The sequence below is a fragment of the Candidatus Aramenus sp. CH1 genome, assembly GCA_022678445.1.
Taxonomy (GTDB): Archaea; Thermoproteota; Thermoprotei_A; order Sulfolobales; family Sulfolobaceae; genus Aramenus.
The window spans coordinates 240,064-257,912 of sequence record JALBWU010000001.1; the positions used below are offsets into that span (position 1 = coordinate 240,064).

The following is a 17,849-nucleotide window of genomic DNA, read 5'->3' on the forward strand; positions in this document are numbered from 1 at the left end:
ACTATCTGCCGGAGGACGCCCTGGCGTCTTAAAATGGGCTGGCTTATTTTCTTCAACATTGACTTTAACTTTTCGAAATAGATTTATACTTCTACTCTATACATCTAAATATGGAGGAGATGTCAACAACAATAAGGAAAGCTAGAGAGGAGGATTGGAGGAAGATATACGAGCTTTACGCCTCCCTAGACGAGGAAGACCTCTACTTGCGCTTCTTCCACTTCTACACAATGAGCGAGGAGGAGGCAAAGGAGTTAGCCAAGGGTGAAGACCACGTGACCTTCCTTGCTGAGGTGGACGGAAAGGTTGTGGGAGAAGCGACGCTCTACAACAACGGCGAGTTCTCGCTGGTGGTGGACAGAGAGTACAGGAAGAGGGGCATAGGCACACTACTTGTAAGGAGGGTAATAGAGAAGGCAAGGGCCATGGGTATTAAGTCAGTCAAGTTCTACACCTTGAGCGAGAACTACCCAATGGTGACCCTCGCTAAAAAGTTGGGGTTCTTCTTAAGCTTTAACGAGGACGAGGTAAAGGGGGAACTCAAGGTAAATGTTTTATGCGTGAACAGTTAAGGTTTTCACTTTTCTCGTGTTTTCGCTCAAAAGAGTTAATAAAGTTAAAGAACTAACTTTAACCGTGATCCAAGAACACCTTCCTATAATAACTGGAAGGTCCACTTACATAGACGACATAAATCCCAAGAACGCCGTCTTCCTCCAAGTGATTAGGTCGCCGATCGCGAGGGGCAGGGTGCTCAAGGTAAGTAGACCGGAGAGGGCACTCCTCACGCTCACTTGGGAGGACGTGAAGGCATACATGCCGGTGGTGGGCGACACAGCTCTTCTCAAGCAGTCTAGGGTAGCCAAGATGCCAGTGCTCGCCGACGGTAGAGTCAACTTCGTCGGTCAGCCAGTCATGGCGGTGATTACTGAGGACCGGTACTCCCTTGAGGACCTAGCCGAGGAGACCCAGGTCGAGTACGAGGAAATGAGGGCAATAGTGGACGTAGAGGAGGCAATTAACGCCGAGCCGATCCACGAGGGGCTGGATTCCAACGTTTCCGTGGACCAGATCCTCAGTGGTGGTGACCTCTCTCTCAAGGAAAAAGCTGACGTAGTGGTGAGCAGGAAGATAAAGCAGAGCAGGGTAGTGTCAAACCCAATGGAGACTAAAGGTTGCGTGTGCTGGTGGAACAACAACACCTTGAACGTCTACGCGTCCACCCAAGCTCCATTTAGGGTAAAGAACGACTTGAGGGAAGTACTGGGCATACTCCCTGAGAGGATAAACGTTTACTCGGCCCCAAACGTCGGGGGAGGCTTTGGGAACAAGTCCGGAGGCTACCCTGAGTACGTGCTTGGTGCTTTGGCTTCACTTAAGCTGAGGAGGCCAGTGAAGTGGGTGGAGACGAGGAGCGAGTTCCTAGTCAACGCCCAGTCCCTCGGCAGGGGAGAGGTCTCCGACGTGAGGCTCTACGCCAAGAAGGACGGCACTATCTTGGGGATGGAGGGAACTATAATAGCTAACATAGGTGCTTACGACTACGGCATAAACTACAATACGCCCATGTTCGTGGCCAGGCTAGCAAATGGCCCCTACAAGCTTAAGTTCGCTAAGGTGAGGGCAATGTCGGTCTTTACCAACACCCCTCCCATGGGCTTTTACAGGGGGGCAGGGAGACCAGAAGCAGCGTTAATCCACGAAACTTTGGTGGAGGACCTAGCTGAGGAACTTGGGATGGACCCTGTCGAGATAAGAAGGAAAAACTTGGTTGACGACTCTGGGTACGTAACGCCACTAGGAAACAAGCTGGACCCAGCCGGGTACAGAGAGGTACTGGACAAGGCCGAGAAGTACTACAGGAAGGCCAAGGAGGTCCACAAAGGCGATAACGTTGGGGTATCTATAGTAGCTTTCACTGAGATAGTCAGAGTCTCCCCAGGGGAGTTGGCGAGGGCCGTGGTTAGGCAAGGCAAGGTAGTCTTCTACGTGGGAGGGCTAGGTTCCCACGGGCAGGCTTACTCCACGGTATTCAGGAAGGTGGTCTCGGAGACCTTAGGGATAAGCGAAGACAAGGTGGAAGTAATAACGGGGACTACGGAAGGAGTAAAGGAGGGAATAGGGAGCTTCGGCTCCAGGGGAGGGAGTGTGGGGAGCTCCGCCGTGATCGCCACGGCCCTAGAGCTCTCCAAGAGGATTGACGTCCGCCACTTGGAGAGGTACGAGGGAGTCGAGGTGGAGGTGTTCTACAGGACGGACGACATCTTCGCGCCTGGAGCTCACGTGGCGGTAGTGGAGGTGGACAAGGAGACCGGCTTCGCCAAAGTCCTCGAGTACTACGCAGTGGAGGACGTTGGTAGAGTGCTCTCGCTAGAGGAGGTGGAGGGGCAAGTAATTGGCGGAGTGTTGCAGGGGGCCTCCCAAGTGATCATGGAGGCCATGAGATACGACGAGAGAGGGATACCTCTATGCAGTTCTATAGCCGACTGCGGTGTCCCAACTGCAGTGGAGTCTGTGAGGAGGATCGAAAACGAGGTCGTGGAGTTTCCCTCTGGGCTACTCTCCAAGAGCAGGGGGGTAGGGGAGTCTGGGACCACGGGAGCGCTCCCAGCGGTACTAATAGCGTTGGAACGCGCTACACGCAGGAAGTTCCACGAGCTCCCAGTTTTCCCAGAGGAAATAGCCGGGAAAAACTAAAACAGTTGATTATATTCAGGAGATAAGGTTTTTTATTCTTTTCCGCAACTATTTCTTATGCCAAGGGAACTCACTCCCCTCGAGCAGTTACAGCTACTTGTCCCGGGGTACAGGGGGTACAAGGTCAAGGACTTAATAAGGCAGGACGACTTCCTGGTGAGGCAATCAACTGTCTCCAAGCTCCAGGCTGCTATAAACAACTTAGAAGCGCTGGAATCACAGATAGCCTCCTCGAACCCATTCTCGCCCCTACTGAAGAGGATCGAGTTCGTCGTCTCTAAGATGAGGACGCTAATAGGGCAGGTCCTCTCAGCCCAAGGTGGAGGGGCAGACGTATACGCTAGGTACAAGGTGCACGCAGAACAGCTGGACGAGATAGTTAGCAACGACCTCCAAATGGTTTCGTTGGCTAACCAAGTTGCAAACCTCTCCGCTTCCCTGGACAACTTGGAGCAAATCCCTCCCTTGCTAGAGCAGATAAGGCAAGTACTCATCTTCAGGGAGAAGCTCTTCCTTCCTCCAGAATATAGATAGAAATCTTTTTATCTTTACTTAGCATAATAATTATGAACATTCATGTCTATTCAATTTAGAGGTCAAGTTATTTCCACAGAACTGGAGAACGGAACCTCCTACATGTCACAGGACACGATAGTTTTTAGGTACCCAAAGGAGAACATAACCTCCAAGTCCCTCATCATTGTTCAGCCCACAGAGCAGGCAGTGGTCGTGATCCAAGGCCAGATCGCGGCTGTGTTGCCCCCTGGAACGCACAACGTGCAGTCGCCACAGAACCCGATTTCGTCGTTCCTCTCCAAGTTTAGGTATACTTCCCTACCCTACGATACCGTCGTGTACTTCGTGTCAACGACTAGGCACGAGGTGAGGGTAGCTGGGGTCAGCCAGACGGACGACCTCGTCCCCTTAGAGTACGAGGTGGCGGTGTACTTCAGGGTGGTGAACCCAGGGCTCCTTGTCACAAACGTCCAGTTCCACGAGGCGTTCTTCAAGGACGGCAACTTGGCAAACTACATATCTCCAGTAATAGACCAAGAGGTGAGCCAGATCCTAAACCACGTGAAGCTCACTGAGGTCTTCAAGAAGTTCGCCGACATATCCACTGCAGTAACGGCGGGGCTAAAGACCTTCCTAGGGGAAATCGGGGTCGAGCTCATCTCAGTGAGGATAACGAAGCTGATACCCCAAGACCCGGAGCTAAGGAGGATACTACAGCTGAGGGATCTCGGGCTGGAGGTGTACGACGCTGTGAGGATGGGGCTAGCTAGGCTGTTGGCGGAGAGCGGCAACCCAGCGAGCGTTAACATGGCCCTAGGTGTACCGTATTTCCCAGCTCTTTCGTCCATCGTAGTTGGCTACCCGTACTTCCCGTTCTTCGGCGGTGCCCAAGGTCCCTCACAACAGCCCCCAGCTACTGGGGTCAACCTACAACAAGTGTTAAGGCAAGTCTTCGGAGCGACGTCCGGGGGTGCCCAGAGTGGCTCCTCCCAGTAGGATGTTGGCTTGGAACGTAGCGTCTGCCATTGGCTACTCCTTCATCTTGACCGTAGTCATGGCGGTCATCTCCTTAATAGTGAAGGCATTTTACCCTCCTACTGCCTTTGAACTCGCTCCAATAATGTCGTTGCTCAAGAGCCCTGCGTCTGGCGTAGTACAGTTGATAGTCTTGGGCCTCCTGGTCTCCTTCTCCCTACCTGTGGGGAGTAAGGTAGCAGAAGGAAACCTCAAACAAGTGAGGAAGATAGCAGTGTACGCAGGGGTCAGCTACTTGGCGTTCTCACTTTTACCCAGTGCCTTCACCACGCCCTATCTTCAGACCACGGTGGGGCTTGTCATAGCCTATAACGTGTTGAACGGGGCTTTCTCCGGTACCTTAGCCACTTACTTCTAGATAAAGTTGAAAAAGGAACTTAGCCCATTGGCGGATATCCCTGGGGCATGCCCTGCTCCTGTCCTTGGGGTTGCTTTGAGGGAGCTGCGGCTATCATGTCGTCTATCTTTATTATAGCCACCGCAGCGTCAGTAGCCCCCTTGATCACTTGTTCCTTTACCCTTAGCGAATCCAACACGTTGATCTTCGTCATATCCTCCTCCACCCTACCTTTCATAACGTCGATCCCGGCGTTCTTCATGCCCTTGGCGTGAAGGCTCCTCAAGTCCACCATGGCGTTCACTGGGTCAAGGCCTGCAGTCTCCGCCAGCGTGCTTGCCATCTCCTCTAGGGCGTTAGCGTAGGCCTCTAAAGCCAGTTGCTCCTTTCCCGGCAAGGTCTTCTGCCTCAACCTCATCGCCAGCTCTTCCTCAAATGCACCTCCTCCTGCGGCAACGTAGGGGTCTATGAGGACGTTCCTCAGCGAGTTGAGCACGTCGTTAAAGCTCCTCTCCATTTCGTCCATGGCGACGTCTGTGGAGCCCCTTATGAGTACAGTCACGGCCTTAGCCTCCTTTACTCCCTTCACAAAGATGGCCTTATCCTTCCCCACCTGCCTCTCCTCAACTCTCTTTGCGTAACCTAGGCTCTGGGCGTCAATGTCCCTGTAGGAGCTCACTATCTTGGCCCCGGTGGCCTTAGCCAACTTCTCTAAGTCGCTCCTGCTGACGTTCTTTATGCCCATTATCTTGTTCTTGGCCAAGAAGTGGAGGGCGATGTCATCCATGCCCTTCTGCGATATGACCACGTTTGCCCCGGTCTTAGCTATTGCGTCCACCATTGCTTTTACCTGCCTTGCCTGCTCCTCTAACGCCTCCTTTATCTGCTCCGGCGAGGTTATGCTCAGCTTTGCTGTGATGTCCCCCTTCTCCACGTCTAGTCCAAAGTCGATGACGGCTATCTTGGCCTCCTCCACTAACTTGGGCATAGAGGGACTCGGCACCTCCTTATCCAGTACAATGCCCTTGACCAATTCCACGTCGTCAGTGGACTCTCCCCTCTTCTTCACGAACTTCACGTTGCTCAAGTCCACGTTGTACTTTTCTCCCTGCTTCTCGGCTATGGAGAACACGGCGTCCATGGCCACGTCTATTACCTTGTCCATGTTGGAGGCGAAGAACTTGCTCGCCAACGTGGTGAACGCCACGTCCCTCAAGTACTTCCTGTCCTCTGGGTCCACTTGCGTTGCAATCTCCTTGCTCAGGGAGAGGGCAAGTGCTTCTGCCTTCCTGTAGCCCTCTATGATAGTGTTGGGGTGTACCTTCTGGTCAAGGAGCTTTTCAGCCTGCTCTAGCAGGAATCCAGTGAACACAACTGCACTTGTAGTGCCGTCGCCCACCTCTGAGTCCTGGACTTTCGCCGTCTCCACTACCAGCTTAGCCGCCGGGTGGTCTACGTCCATCTCCTTTACTATCGTGGCTCCGTCGTTTGTGACTACCACGTCCTGGGTGGACGAGATTAGCATTTTGTCTAGTCCCCTAGGTCCTAGGCTCGACTTGAGCATCTCTGCCAAGGTCTTTACTGCTATGATGTTGGAGTATATTACGTCGTATCCCGTTTCCCTTCTAGTTCCTTGGCGAAATAGGAAGTTTTCCATTTAACCACTCAGTCCAATTCTCGTCCACGGTATAAATTAGTATCTATAAATTTACTGACCTCCTCCCCACCCTAAAGGGCGAGGGTTCTGCCTAGGTCTAAGGCGTTACTCCCCTTTATGGGAGTTACTCCGTGATGTGACGAGAAAAGAAAAAGGCTTCTTCAACGCGTTAACAATCTTCTTAACTCCTAGTTTCACAATGTTTAACGCTCCGTTGACGTCGCTGTGAAGCTTATGGCCAAGAGGACAGTTTACGACTCCCCTAGGCCTTCTCGTTACATTTGCGTTATGGTAAGCGCAAAAACGCGAAGTATTGTACTCAATCACTAGGTACGTCTTTATGCCGTATTCGTAAAACTTGTTCGCTATAGCGCCAACTTGCGATAAGACCAAATGTTCGCAGTAAACTTGTTACCCTTATCTTGAGAGATGAAGTAAGGATATCCCAAATACACTGTTGAAACGCCAAGATTCCACAAATACTTAGCAAGATGAGATGCTAAAGTTCTGTAAATGAAGAAGCCTAGGTGAATCTTCGAGAAAATTCTTTCCCTTTCCCTCAGCACTTCTTCCACAGCTTTCACTTCTTGAACCTTCTCTGTCTCACTCTTCAGCTCGTCGAGTTCGGCGATCTTTTTCTGAAAATAGAAGTAATCGCTCTTAACGAGAGAACCCCTATAAAATAGAACAGTACCGTCCTCAACAACGACAGTAGCCAACGCGTTTACGCCAAGGTCAATTGACGCAACCTTGTTACCTTTAGGTCTCTCAACTTGAATCTCTCTCCTCAAACCGTGGACGACGAGAGAGTCCTTCATCGGCTTACGCTTTTCTTAGAAGTGGTTCTGCCAACGTCAACGAAATGTGGGCGTAAAAGTTGTTGCCTTCAACGCGAATCTCCAGTCTACCTTGTACTCCAAACCACCTTAACCTACCTTCAAAGGGCATCTTCATTTCCCAATCCTTCAGAGAGATGACGTGCCTTTCTTCGTCGACCTCGTAACGATCTTGCCTAACTACTAGGATCAACTTCCTCTTACCGTCTTCCTTCCAATAGCTTGGTGGTGAAACGTGATTAGCAAATGGTAGGTCTTTCCTTTGCTTTAGTAACGAGAAGAATGATGACCAAGCTTCGTTGTTCTTCTGAAAACAGCTTGAGCGTTAACTCCTAGGACCTTCTTGTACTTCTCGTAATACTTGTACCACGTTTCCTTAAAGTTGACATTCTTTTCTTGGAAGAATTGCTGTCTATCGTAGTTAGTCTCGTTCCACAGCTTTGCAGTTGCGTCTGCCAACTTCCTCAATTTCCTCTGTTTACCCACTAGGAAATAGCCTCACGACGATTGTTCTAACGCTTCCCTCATTGCGGGGGTAATCGGCCCCCGCCCCTCATCTTTAGTTCGCCAAAGGAAGCGCCATAAAAGTAAATTGTTTTCATACTTTAAAACCTTACCCCGCCTTAAAAGGCGAGGTTTGTCTTCTTTTTTTATCAACGAAATATCAATAAGTCTATCTCGCCGAATCAAACCTCAAGTAAACTTGAGTGAGAGTCGAAGGCAAAGGCTTAAGAAACTTTCTTTACTTCTGGCGAAAAACTTAGTTTGTGATCGAAACAGTTCAGCTGACCAAGGTCTACAGGGACGGGACAGTGGCGCTCGACAATCTCAACTTGACCCTCTCCTCCAAGATATCCTGCGTCATAGGGAGGAACGGAGCTGGGAAGACGACGTTAATAAGGATACTGTCCACACAGCTCCTGCCCACCAATGGGAGGGCACTCGTCAACGGCTACGACGTCGTCAAGGAGGCGAAGAAGGTCAGGAAGATAATATGTAGCATACCCCAAGAGGCTGGTACAGCTGGTATGCCCTCACCTCTCGAACACCTCGTGATGTACTTAACTGCAAGGAGCTTCTCAATTACTGAGGCAATCCAGACGGCGAGAAAGGCATTAAAGGAAATAGGGCTAGGGAAGGTCATGAACAAGCCTACAGATGAACTCTCGGGAGGGATGAAGAGGAAGGTGTTTGTGGCTATGGCTCTAGCCTCAAATGCGGAAGTGGTCTTCCTGGACGAGCCCACCACAGGCCTCGACCCGGTCTCTAGGCTGGAGGTGTGGTCTGCGATAAGGTCAATGGACTCTAAAGTGGTTCTGACTACGCATTACATGGAAGAGGCGGAGGCCTTGTGCGAGGAGATAGCAATAATAAACAACGGCAAACTAGTTGACAAGGGCTCCCCCTCAGAGCTCCTCGAGTCCCTGAAGGGAAAGGTGAGGGTTGAGGGAGTGGGGGACATAAAGATAGGGAACTTGAGGATCTCCTACATGAGCCCAGAGGAGGCCAAGTCGTTGGTGGGGAAAGTCACGATAAAGCCGGTTACCCTAGAGGACGTGTTCATAACGAAGGGATTGTACATTGAAGATTAGGTTCGTCCTTGCGTTCTCGTGGTTTTACGGAGTGAGCACCCTAGTGAGGTCGCCAATCTACGTGCTCTCCTACTTGGCGTTACCGCTATCCTTGCTGTTCTTCATCTACTTTGTCTCCCACGGAACGCTGACCGACTTTGGGATACTGGGCGGGCTAATCTCGGTGGTGGTGTCTAACTCCCTATCGCTCATAGGGGACTTCGCTTTCTTCAGGCTGTACTTGAGGTTACAGGACTTGTTGGTGGCAACGGAGATAGGGCCAATGGACTACGTGGCCGGGCTGGCTCTGGGCAACTTGGTCTACAGCATCCCCGGCATCATCCTGTACGTGATCATAGGTACGCACTTCGGAGTGTTCAACCTAGCTCAACTGCCCGTCATCGCCCTAGTCCTTCTAGTTCTGCTGAGCTCCAGCACTGGACTCTCCATAACTCTGGCTTCCTTCCTAAAGCACACCAGGCACTCCTGGGGGCTCTCCACCTTTATGTCCCTCCTCTTTACCCTCCTTCCTCCACTCTACTACCCCTACGTGATACTTCCAAAGCCGATACTTTACGCGCTTTATGCCTCCCCCTCCACTGCGGGGTCGATTGTACTGCAGGGTTACCTAGGGCTAGCACCCCTAGATCCGTTGGCAGTCTGGGTCTTGACTGTGGAGGGGGTCGCGTTCTCTGCCATTCCCTTTTTCGCCCTAAGGTGGAGGGAAAAATAGTGAAGAGAAAGGACAGGGACCACTTGAGTACACGAGAGAGGGATGCTAGGGAAAAACGCTTTAAGCCCTAGTGAGTTTCACTCCCTTGAACAAGGCGTAGGGGGTCAGCGTCGGGGTAGGGGCGTCCCACCACTTCACTAGGTACCTCTCCCTTGAGAGCTCCTCCAAGTTCCTCAACAAGTTCTTTAGGCTGTCGGCTATCCTGAGCCTTGGCGACACCCCCACTGGCTTACCTTCTCTGTACACCACTACCGCGTCCCTGCCCACTGTGGAGAACTGCCCCTCCACGTAGTTTTGGAACCTTGTGTACCAGTTATTGTTGAACAGTATCACGTTGCCCGCTAGAAGGTCTTCCCTCTTTACTTCCCCCTCCTTCACCTCAAGGTTCCACGCCCTAGGATAGACCCACCCGGCGTTGCCAGTGTTCTCCATGCCAAGTAACTCGGCGACCTCGTTGTTTAACAACGGCGTCTTGAAGACCCCTCCCTCTATTATCGCCTTGTCCCTAGTGAAGGTGCCCTCCCAGTCGAAGCCTACTGACATTGGTCTGTCCTGCTTAGGCGTGTCCAAAAGGGTTAACTTCTCGCTAGCAACTTTCGTACCCGGTTTGACGTCGTAGAATATGGACTCGCCCATGACGATTGAGAGCCCAGAGGCCATCTCCGCCAAGTAGCCAAATAAGTTGCCCATGACCATGGGTGAGAGCACTACGTCGTACCTGCCGTCGTCTACGCTGACCTTGTTTGTTATGGAGGCGAAATCAGAAGCCGTCTCCACTGCTTCCCTCACCAGCTTGTCGCTGTAGGTAGTTGAGGCGAAGCTCCACTGCCCTGAGAACTCACTGTTAAAAGCCCTAAAGTATCCGTCAACCGTTGACCTAACGTCAGTGCCGTTAAAGCCCTTAGACGTCACCAGTGATACCTCCCTTTTGGTCAAGTTAACTATCCCGTAAACAGGGTACTTGGAGTCTATGGAGTCTACGACCTTCTGTGGGTCTTCCTTCACCTTCTCCATGGCGTGATCTACTTTCTCGAACTTATACTCCTTGGCGTTGTCCGTGAGCCTGGGCGAAATTTTCGGCTCCTCTAGGGCGTCAACTAACCTCGAGTAGTCGACTTCCTCTCCTCTACCCCTCAGCGTAGCTACTAAGTACTTTCTCCCCTTCTTCACTAGAACGTAATAGACCTCGTCGTCTAGGTTCTGAACTGTTGCCACTTTACTCTCCACTACCTTTACCACGGTGTTCTGGACGTGTTGCTTCAGTACTGCCCTCTCGTCGAAGCCCTTGAGGGAATCCAACAGGGAGAGTAGTTCCTCGTTCATTTAGATCACCTTTAGGTAAACGTCCCTTAACCTTAAATCCGGACCCCCCATCCATACTGGTACTCCCTGGTCTGGGTCTCCCTTTCCGCACACTCCAGCGAAGAACTGTAGCCTATTGCTTGCTCCGTCCACCTTGGAAAGGAGCTCGTTGGTCTTCCCCTCCAGTACTGGGAAGAGCACGGGATCTCCAAGCTCGCCGTTCCTCACTTCGAAAGCTTGTAGCCCAACGTATCTCTCCCCTAGCCTCAAGTCGTCGATGTTCCACTCCATATAGCTCTTAAAGTACACCCCCTCCTTTACGTCAGCCAGGAGTTCCTCGAGGGACATGTCCCCTGGCTGGAAGAACGTGTTTGACATCCTTATTAGGGGTTCCCTGTTGTAGCTCATAGCCCTCGCTGAGCCGTTGCTCTTCGTGTTGTATTTGGAAGCGGAGAACCTGTTGTGAAGAAGCTGGTTTACCTCACCCTTCTTTATGAGGTACTTAGGCCTAGCCCTGACCCCTTCGTCGTCGATCTCAAAGAAGCCATTGCTGTTGGGCAATGTGGGATCGTCTATCACTGTGACTGCCTCGCTCCCCACCTTCCCCTCTTTCATGTAGGTCAAGTAGCTGAGCCCAGCCTGTGCTGCCTCCCTCCCCAAGACCCGGTCCGCCTCGAATGGGTGGCCCACGGACTCGTGTGCCATGATTCCAGCAAGCATTGGTCCCAGCACCACGTCGTACTTACCCTCCTTTAAGGCCTTTCCCTTAACCAGCACATGGTCCACTTCCCTTATCTTCTCTGCCAGCTTCTCCTCTATCCCCCAGTTATCCAACCACTCCAACCCCCCGCTGGCGCCGAACTCGTCTGACCAGACCGTGGCCGTCCTATCCTGGTACTTCATGACGATGGAGAAGAAGATCCACACCCTCGGCACCCTACCCCTCACCTCGTTGCCATCGTGGAAAACGATCCTTTTCTCCTCCACTGACTCCAAGTAGTTCACGTTGAAGTTTAGGATCTTGGACTTTACGTCTAGCTTGGTCAAATTGAGGTAGACGTCCTTCAAGAACTTTACCTTCTCGTCTAAGGATATAGAGTCGAATGACCTCCTCTGCTTTACCTCGTATCTTCCTGGGTTCACTTGGACGTCGTCCAGCCTCTCCCAGCCGTCGGCTTTTACCTTTACGAGCTTGAGGTAATCCAAAGACTTTGAGGAAGAGAAGTAGAGGACGCCGTTCTCGTAGCCCCTTAACGCGTATCCCGCATAGCTCTCCCTCCTCACGCCCAAGAGCTGGCCGTTCATGAGGTAGATGGAGGTGGTCTCGTTGACGTGCTCTCTACCTTCAACGTAACTCAAGTTTGTCCTCTTAACAACCTCGTCTAGATCCATAGATGAATCTCTCGTCAACAGATTTAATTCTTTTTCACCTTTTCCTTTTGCCTTACCAATAGCTTGAGCAAGGCTGGGTACACGAATATCCTTATGACAAAGGTGTCGATCAAGGCGGCCATGGCTATTCCTATCCCCAGCTCCGCTATGGGCTTTATTGGGTCAAGCCCCAGCACTCCAAATGACGCTGCCAGTATTACCCCTAGGGCTGTCACTGCGCCTGCTGAAATGGATATAGCCCTCACTATTCCCTCGACGCTGTTTGTCCTTTCCACCTCCTCCTTTACCCTCACAAGGATGAAGGTGCTGTAGTCGTTGCCCAGCCCCATCATGAGTATGAACACGGTTATCGGTATGAAGAAGAGCACTCCCTCGCTATTCCTGAAGAGTAAGTATATTATGGCCAAGGACACGGAGACGCTTAAGAGTATGGTGGACACGGCCCCCAGGGATATCCTCACTGACCTCAAGAGCGCTGCCAACGCCATTATAAGGACTATCGGCAACACGATAGACAAAGCAGTGTAGTAGGGCATCAAGTATTTGAGCGCGTCCACAACGCTCGCGGTAGTCCCCCCTACGTACCCGTTATAGGGCGCTACCTCCTTCTGTATTTCTTCTACTAGCTTCTCCGCTTGCGGGGAATAAGGGTTGTAAGACATCACCACGGTCATTAGAAGGGTCCTGTTGTTAGTCCCTACGTTTTCCTTCAGTTGGGTCATCACCTCAGGGGTGTAAGTCCCGTTAAAGTTTGGGGGGACGGGGCCTATTACCTGCGTTACTCCTGGCATGGAGGATATGTTCCTCTCAAGGGAAGCGATCTTGAGCAAGAGAAACGTGTTGATGTTTGAGGAGTTGAAGACAACGAGGACTGGGTTAACGAAGGAGTTGCCAAATGCGTTTTCCAGCACCTTTAACCCCACTACCGCCGGTATGTTGGGAAGCCCAGAGGTAAAATCAAGGGAGAGGGGAGTGGTTAACACGAACGCAGCTGAGGCTAAACCTACTATTAACGCGATCACCAAAACAGTCTTTGGTCTCGAGAGGGAGGCACTCGCTAGCTTTCTCAAGGTTCTGCTCTCCCCGGACTTAGGCCTCGAGGGCCAGAACATCTTTTCCCCAAGCCTACCATACACCAAGGGTAGGAGAGTGTAGGCTAGGGCTACAGTTATGGGAACGGAGAAACCTATTGTAAGGCCCCAAGTCTGCATGAAAGGTATAAAGGACAACGAGAGGAAAACGAAGGTCACTGCGACCCCGCTAATGAGTATCGCCTTTCCAGAGTACTTTAGCGAGGTCTTGACAGCCTCTTCCTTACTAGCCCCCTTTCCCAGCTCCTCCCTGAACCTGCTCAGGAGGAAGACGCTGTAGTCAGCCCCGATCCCAAGGAGGACTGAGATCAGTGGCTCTATTACTTGGAAGTCCACCTTCTGGTAGAAGAGTCCCACCAGAGTCACTACGGCCATGCCGAACACCGCTGAGAGACCCACTAATGTCAGCGTTATTATGGGGGCAACGGGGCTCCGGAAGTAAGCCCCAGTTATGACGAGGAGTGCCACGAACACTAAGACGAAGGTAATCGTCTCCCTTTGGCTCTCGCTACTCGAGAGTTCCTGTACGAGGGGACCGGGACCCGTCAAGTAGTGGGTGACTTGTACGTTGGAGAGTCTATTCTGGAGCTCCTCTGCCACTTCCCCAGCTGGATAGGTGCCGTTGGGGAACTGGAAGTTAGGCCCATACCTGGTGTACACGAAAATTACCGAAACGTTCTTGGCTACGTAAAGGGAGGTCAAGGAGGATGGAGGGGTAATTGAGAAGAAGGCCGTCTCGTTCTCTTCCAGGAGCCTCTCAGGTGACACGTTGAACAAGGTAGTGTAGGAAAAGGGCACGTGGAGCAACTTGGCTACCTGCTCCCTGATGAGGGTGACGTTGTCCGTCTTCTCTTCCTGCATTACTTGGTAGCCCGTGAAGTTTATGGCCTTGCCTATCTCCTCGTCGTATTGGAGGTAGGCGGTGACTACGCTGTCCACCTGCGTCACGCTGGAAACGTTCTGTATTAGTTTAACCACTTGGTAGGTCTCCTCTGGACTGGCGTTCACTAGTACCACGTCGATGGTGTTGTTTGCGTTGGCGCCGTGGAAGTACTGGTCTAGGAGTAGCTGTGCCTTCTGAGAAGGGTAGCTTGGGGGTATGGTGACGTTCTCGTTGTAGTTTAAGTACTTTGAAGAAGAGGAAGCAAGGAACAACGCCACCAAGATGGCCACTGTCCAAAGTACTACCAAAAGCCTCTTGTCCATATACGGGTTAAAGTCCTTGAATTAATAAGTCTGTAGAAAATTGCGAGAGAACGTTTCACGCGTTTACCCTAGCCTTTACCTCCTTGAGCACGCAGTCCAGCTCTACCTCAGCCCTCTCCCTTGACACAATGTCGGCGATGGGGTCAAGGGGCGTCTCCTCCATGTTTACTATTACCAGTGACCCTCCCCTCTGCTTCACTATCTGAGGTATCAAGTTCGCTGGGTAAACGGCGAGCGAGGACCCCACCACTAGGACTAGGTCGGACTCGTAGGCTATTTCAATTGCCTCCTGGATCCTAGTGACTGGCTCACCAAAGAGGACTACGTCTGGCCTTATAACACCTCCGCACGCACATCGAGGAGGGTTCTCCCCGTAGTCGAGCTTCTTGAGTACCTCCCTCGAGTCGTACTGCTTGTAACAGGAGGAGCAGTAGCTTCTCTTCACTGTGCCGTGTAGCTCTATGACGTTTACTGAGCCCGCGGACTGGTGCAGTCCGTCGATGTTCTGGGTTATTACGGCCTTTATGAGCTCCATCCTCTCCAGCTCTGCAAGGGCTACGTGGGCTGAGTTTGGCCTCGCCTCAAAGAGGGACCTCATCCTGAAGCCGAAAAACTCCCAGAAGCCCTTTGGGTCCCTGTTAAAGTACTCCACACTGGAGAGCTCCTGTGGGTACCTCTTCCAGAGTCCGTTGGGCCCCCTGAAGTCGGGTATGCCGGAGGCCGTGCTTATCCCCGCCCCGGTAAAGGCTATGGCGTAAGCCGAGGAGAGCAGGAGGTCGGCTATCCTTTTGCACTCCATAAAACAGGTTTTACCCCCAAAGGATTAAAACTTTGAGAGTGTTTACCACGTCCCTCGTTCTAGGAGACTAAACGTCCTAGAAAAACTTATATAGTTTTGGGTAACCCTAAATATTAGATACAAATGAACTTCATACAGTTCTTGTTAAACCCGCCAACCGGCTTAAGCGTAGGAGAAATACTCCTAGTATCCTACATCTTGGGCATAATGCACGGGGCCACTCCAGACGAACACACTTGGCCAATAACCTTCAGCTACGCTATAGGGAAGTATAGCACCAAGGGCGGAATGAAGGCAGGCTTCCTGTTCTCCTTGGGCTTCACCATTCAGAGGGCTTTTTTGACGACTTTAGGCTTCATAGGTCTCGCTGCTATCTATAAAGAATACAACCTGGACGGCCCAGTGTACTTCGTGGTAGGAATTGTGATGGCGATTGCAGGGTCCTACATCTTGAAGGGGAGGTACTTGCACTTGCCAATAGACAAGCTACTCCACAGCGAGGGACACACTGGGAAGGCTGAGAGGACCGAGGTCAGGGACGTACCCCTGAAGATGACCATAGTCCACGGTCTAATAGCGGGGTTCGGTTTCGGGGCCTATGCATCAATTATAACCTTTATCCTTGCCCCCATGATGCCGTCCATATGGTATGCCCCTCTGCCTGGCGTAATGTTTGGCTTAGGCACTATGACCATGCAAATAATATTTGGGGCCATATTCGCCAACGTGATGAGGGCCAAAAAGCTATCGGAGGACGACATCAAGTACATAGGCAGTAAGTCTGCAGGCAGGACCTTGTACTACGGAGGCATTGTGTTCTCCTTAGTCGGGATACTAGTAATGCTTCTACCATCAATAGACAACTGGGCGATTTCTACTGGCAACCCTATCCCCAACTTGGACGCAATAGACCTAGGCTTCCTTCTAGTGATTACGGTAGTGGGAGGAGTGGGAGTCGCGAGCATACTGATGAGCTACAGAGAGGTAAAGCAAGCTAAGGGGAAAGCGGAGAAGGCTAGTCCGGTAACTAATTGAAGGCGTTTCATTTGCTGAAGGTTTTTACGTTTAAGGTTAAATTCATTTACCTAGGTTCGTAACTTTTTTATGGAAACTGGGAAGCTCATTTTAAAGATTTTAAGAGAATACACGGATAGGATATTCATAGTCTCGGGAACAGACTACCCTGCCTTCATAAAGGCACAAGTGGAGGAGAAAGGGCTTCCTGAATTTGAAGTAGCCCTCCACGAGATCGTGGCCTCTAGCGCGGCAATTGGTTATTCCCTAGCAGGGAAGCTCGGCGTCCTTTTTGTTCACACAATCCCAGGGACGTTCAACTCCTTGGGCTTCATAGCTGACGCCTTTACCTCAAGGATACCCCTCCTCGTCGTTGCAGGGAAGAGTCCCTACACCGAGAAGGGAAGCACAGCAAGCAAGGACTTGAGGATCCACTGGACACAGGACGCGGACCAGGAGGGCTTTAAGTTCTTCAAGTGGAGCTTCGAAGTTAGACACCCGTCGCAGATCGAGCCAGCACTGAGGAGGGCAGTACAGATTGCGTTGAGCGAGCCTCAAGGGCCAGTGTACTTGGCCATACCTAGGGAGATAAGCGTTGCAGAGGCGGAGGACAGGGGAACAAGGATGGAGCCCTTTTACGCCGGTGTACCGGAGTCCTACCTGCAGAGGGCCAAGGAGATGATAGAGAGAGCCTCAGACCCCGTTATTGTCACTTGGAGGGCGGGAAGAAGGGAGAGCTGGTTTAAGGCGTTAAGGGACTTCGCGGACAGGGCAAACATACCAGTGTTGAACTACGTAGGAGAGAGGGTTAACTACCCCTCGTCCGGGAAGATGGCGATAGACCACTTAGACCTCAGGGACGCTGACCTAATCATAGAGGTTGAGGTGGACGTCCCATGGATACCGAAAAAGGTGGACGTGGACGCTAAGGTTATAAGGGTTGACGTGGAGCCCTCCTACTCCTACATACCCTTCTACGGCTTCTCCTGTGACCTATGCGTCCAAAGTGCTGTAGACGAGTTCTTCAACAGGCTGAACGTTAAGAGGGAACCGGACAAGTCGCTCCAGGAGGAGATATTGAGGCAGAGGGAGGAGAAGAGGAAGAACCTAGAGAAGCTCTCGTCCCAACCCTCAATCCACCCCAACTACCTATCGTACGAGGTGTGTAAGTTGGGCTGGACGGTGTTCAACGAGTACGACCTAAACCCCAAGTACTGCTCCTTCGACGAGTTCAACTCCTACTTCGGAGACCCGGCCTTTGGTCACTTGGGTTGGGCAATGGGGGCAGGGGTAGGGTACAAGATGGCAACTGGGAAGGAAGTGGTGGTAGCGGTGGGCGACGGGTCCTTCATCTTTGGCGAGCCCCTGGCGTTCTACCACCTCCAGAGGAGGTACCCGGTGCTGACCGTGATCTTCGACAACAAGGCGTGGAACGCCGTGCAGAGGGCAGTAAAGGAGGTATATCCAGGGGAGAAGTTCGACGGGTTCCCCGGGGCGGAGATAGACATAGGGGAGCTCCCCTCGACTATAGAGAAGGTTGGGGGAAAGTACTTCTACGTGGAGAGGGCGGAGGAAGTTGAGGGGGCCCTAAGGAAGGCTAAGGAAGAGGTGGAGAGGGGGAGGCCAGCCATAGTCCACGCCAAAGTGGTAAAGACTTGAGACA

General features: G+C 51.8%; 18 protein-coding genes. 9 read left to right on the top strand and 9 right to left on the bottom strand.

Features of this window, described 5'->3' with window-relative positions; genetic code table 11:
* Positions 1–119 precede the first annotated feature (119 nt).
* The 5 genes from MPF33_01305 to MPF33_01325 all read left to right on the top strand — a co-directional run bounded on the left by MPF33_01305 (position 120) and on the right by MPF33_01325 (position 4,606).
* On the top strand, positions 120–572 hold the full coding sequence (locus MPF33_01305) for a GNAT family N-acetyltransferase (protein MCI2413879.1): 453 nt from the start codon (positions 120–122) through the stop codon (positions 570–572).
* A 64-nt stretch (positions 573–636) separates the two neighbouring features.
* The gene (locus MPF33_01310; protein MCI2413880.1) at positions 637–2,697 is read left to right on the top strand and encodes a xanthine dehydrogenase family protein molybdopterin-binding subunit; all 2,061 of its coding nucleotides are present in this window, start codon (positions 637–639) and stop codon (positions 2,695–2,697) included.
* A gap of 57 nt (positions 2,698–2,754) precedes the next feature.
* Complete coding sequence (locus tag MPF33_01315) at positions 2,755–3,231, top strand: hypothetical protein (GenBank protein MCI2413881.1); 477 nt, start codon at positions 2,755–2,757, stop codon at positions 3,229–3,231.
* Positions 3,232–3,273: 42 nt separating this feature from the next.
* The gene (locus MPF33_01320) at positions 3,274–4,209 is read left to right on the top strand and encodes an SPFH domain-containing protein (protein ID MCI2413882.1); all 936 of its coding nucleotides are present in this window, start codon (positions 3,274–3,276) and stop codon (positions 4,207–4,209) included.
* Between the two features lies 1 nt (position 4,210).
* Positions 4,211–4,606, top strand: a complete 396-nt coding sequence (locus MPF33_01325; protein MCI2413883.1) for a hypothetical protein — start codon at positions 4,211–4,213, stop codon at positions 4,604–4,606.
* Positions 4,607–4,625: 19 nt separating this feature from the next.
* Here MPF33_01325 and MPF33_01330 read toward each other — a convergent pair whose 3' ends face one another.
* The 5 genes from MPF33_01330 to MPF33_01350 form a co-directional block, all read right to left on the bottom strand.
* Complete coding sequence (locus tag MPF33_01330; protein ID MCI2413884.1) at positions 4,626–6,242, bottom strand: TCP-1/cpn60 chaperonin family protein; 1,617 nt, start codon at positions 6,240–6,242, stop codon at positions 4,626–4,628.
* Between the two features lie 105 nt (positions 6,243–6,347).
* Entirely contained in the window at positions 6,348–6,635 is a 288-nt protein-coding gene (locus MPF33_01335) for a transposase (GenBank protein ID MCI2413885.1), read from the bottom strand.
* On the bottom strand, positions 6,608–7,060 hold the full coding sequence (locus tag MPF33_01340; protein ID MCI2413886.1) for a transposase: 453 nt from the start codon (positions 7,058–7,060) through the stop codon (positions 6,608–6,610). Before MPF33_01340 ends, MPF33_01335 begins: the two co-directional genes overlap by 28 nt.
* A 4-nt stretch (positions 7,061–7,064) precedes the next feature.
* Positions 7,065–7,271 (bottom strand): hypothetical protein, encoded by a 207-nt coding sequence (locus MPF33_01345; protein MCI2413887.1) that lies wholly within the window; start codon positions 7,269–7,271, stop codon positions 7,065–7,067.
* 74 nt (positions 7,272–7,345) lie between these two features.
* The gene (locus MPF33_01350) at positions 7,346–7,564 is read right to left on the bottom strand and encodes a hypothetical protein (protein ID MCI2413888.1); all 219 of its coding nucleotides are present in this window, start codon (positions 7,562–7,564) and stop codon (positions 7,346–7,348) included.
* A gap of 281 nt (positions 7,565–7,845) precedes the next feature.
* Here MPF33_01350 and MPF33_01355 point away from each other — a divergent pair, with 281 nt between their 5' ends.
* A complete protein-coding gene (locus MPF33_01355; protein ID MCI2413889.1) occupies positions 7,846–8,670 on the top strand; it encodes an ABC transporter ATP-binding protein in 825 nt (274 codons plus the stop codon).
* Positions 8,660–9,382: an ABC transporter permease gene (locus tag MPF33_01360; GenBank protein ID MCI2413890.1), complete on the top strand. Its 723-nt coding sequence runs from the start codon at positions 8,660–8,662 to the stop codon at positions 9,380–9,382. Before MPF33_01355 ends, MPF33_01360 begins: the two co-directional genes overlap by 11 nt.
* A gap of 60 nt (positions 9,383–9,442) precedes the next feature.
* Here MPF33_01360 and MPF33_01365 read toward each other — a convergent pair whose 3' ends face one another.
* The 4 genes from MPF33_01365 to MPF33_01380 are packed head-to-tail and all read right to left on the bottom strand — an operon-like array spanning position 9,443 to position 15,172.
* The gene (locus tag MPF33_01365; protein MCI2413891.1) at positions 9,443–10,705 is read right to left on the bottom strand and encodes a TldD/PmbA family protein; all 1,263 of its coding nucleotides are present in this window, start codon (positions 10,703–10,705) and stop codon (positions 9,443–9,445) included.
* A complete protein-coding gene (locus MPF33_01370) occupies positions 10,706–12,076 on the bottom strand; it encodes a TldD/PmbA family protein (protein ID MCI2413892.1) in 1,371 nt (456 codons plus the stop codon). It abuts the gene before it with no gap.
* 23 nt (positions 12,077–12,099) lie between these two features.
* A complete protein-coding gene (locus tag MPF33_01375) occupies positions 12,100–14,373 on the bottom strand; it encodes an MMPL family transporter (protein ID MCI2413893.1) in 2,274 nt (757 codons plus the stop codon).
* Positions 14,374–14,428: 55 nt separating this feature from the next.
* A complete protein-coding gene (locus tag MPF33_01380; protein ID MCI2413894.1) occupies positions 14,429–15,172 on the bottom strand; it encodes an NAD-dependent protein deacylase in 744 nt (247 codons plus the stop codon).
* Positions 15,173–15,295: 123 nt separating this feature from the next.
* Between MPF33_01380 and MPF33_01385 the strand changes: the two genes are divergently transcribed.
* Positions 15,296–16,207, top strand: coding sequence for a hypothetical protein (locus MPF33_01385; GenBank protein ID MCI2413895.1), 912 nt, complete (start codon positions 15,296–15,298; stop codon positions 16,205–16,207).
* A gap of 69 nt (positions 16,208–16,276) precedes the next feature.
* Complete coding sequence (locus tag MPF33_01390; GenBank protein ID MCI2413896.1) at positions 16,277–17,845, top strand: thiamine pyrophosphate-requiring protein; 1,569 nt, start codon at positions 16,277–16,279, stop codon at positions 17,843–17,845.
* Positions 17,846–17,849: the final 4 nt, after the last annotated feature.

Excerpts from the sequence above, each read along its gene's own strand:
- MPF33_01320 (MCI2413882.1), top strand. The coding sequence starts at position 3,274 with ATGTCTATTCAATTTAGAGGTCAAGTTATTTCCACAGAACTGGAGAAC.
- MPF33_01330 (MCI2413884.1), bottom strand. The coding sequence starts at position 6,242 with ATGGAAAACTTCCTATTTCGCCAAGGAACTAGAAGGGAAACGGGATAC.
- MPF33_01340 (MCI2413886.1), bottom strand. The coding sequence starts at position 7,060 with ATGAAGGACTCTCTCGTCGTCCACGGTTTGAGGAGAGAGATTCAAGTT.
- MPF33_01375 (MCI2413893.1), bottom strand. The coding sequence starts at position 14,373 with ATGGACAAGAGGCTTTTGGTAGTACTTTGGACAGTGGCCATCTTGGTG.
- MPF33_01390 (MCI2413896.1), top strand. The coding sequence starts at position 16,277 with ATGGAAACTGGGAAGCTCATTTTAAAGATTTTAAGAGAATACACGGAT.
- MPF33_01315 (MCI2413881.1), top strand. The coding sequence starts at position 2,755 with ATGCCAAGGGAACTCACTCCCCTCGAGCAGTTACAGCTACTTGTCCCG.
- MPF33_01325 (MCI2413883.1), top strand. The coding sequence starts at position 4,211 with ATGTTGGCTTGGAACGTAGCGTCTGCCATTGGCTACTCCTTCATCTTG.
- MPF33_01305 (MCI2413879.1), top strand. The coding sequence starts at position 120 with ATGTCAACAACAATAAGGAAAGCTAGAGAGGAGGATTGGAGGAAGATA.
- MPF33_01365 (MCI2413891.1), bottom strand. The coding sequence starts at position 10,705 with ATGAACGAGGAACTACTCTCCCTGTTGGATTCCCTCAAGGGCTTCGAC.
- MPF33_01370 (MCI2413892.1), bottom strand. The coding sequence starts at position 12,076 with ATGGATCTAGACGAGGTTGTTAAGAGGACAAACTTGAGTTACGTTGAA.
- MPF33_01385 (MCI2413895.1), top strand. The coding sequence starts at position 15,296 with ATGAACTTCATACAGTTCTTGTTAAACCCGCCAACCGGCTTAAGCGTA.
- MPF33_01380 (MCI2413894.1), bottom strand. The coding sequence starts at position 15,172 with ATGGAGTGCAAAAGGATAGCCGACCTCCTGCTCTCCTCGGCTTACGCC.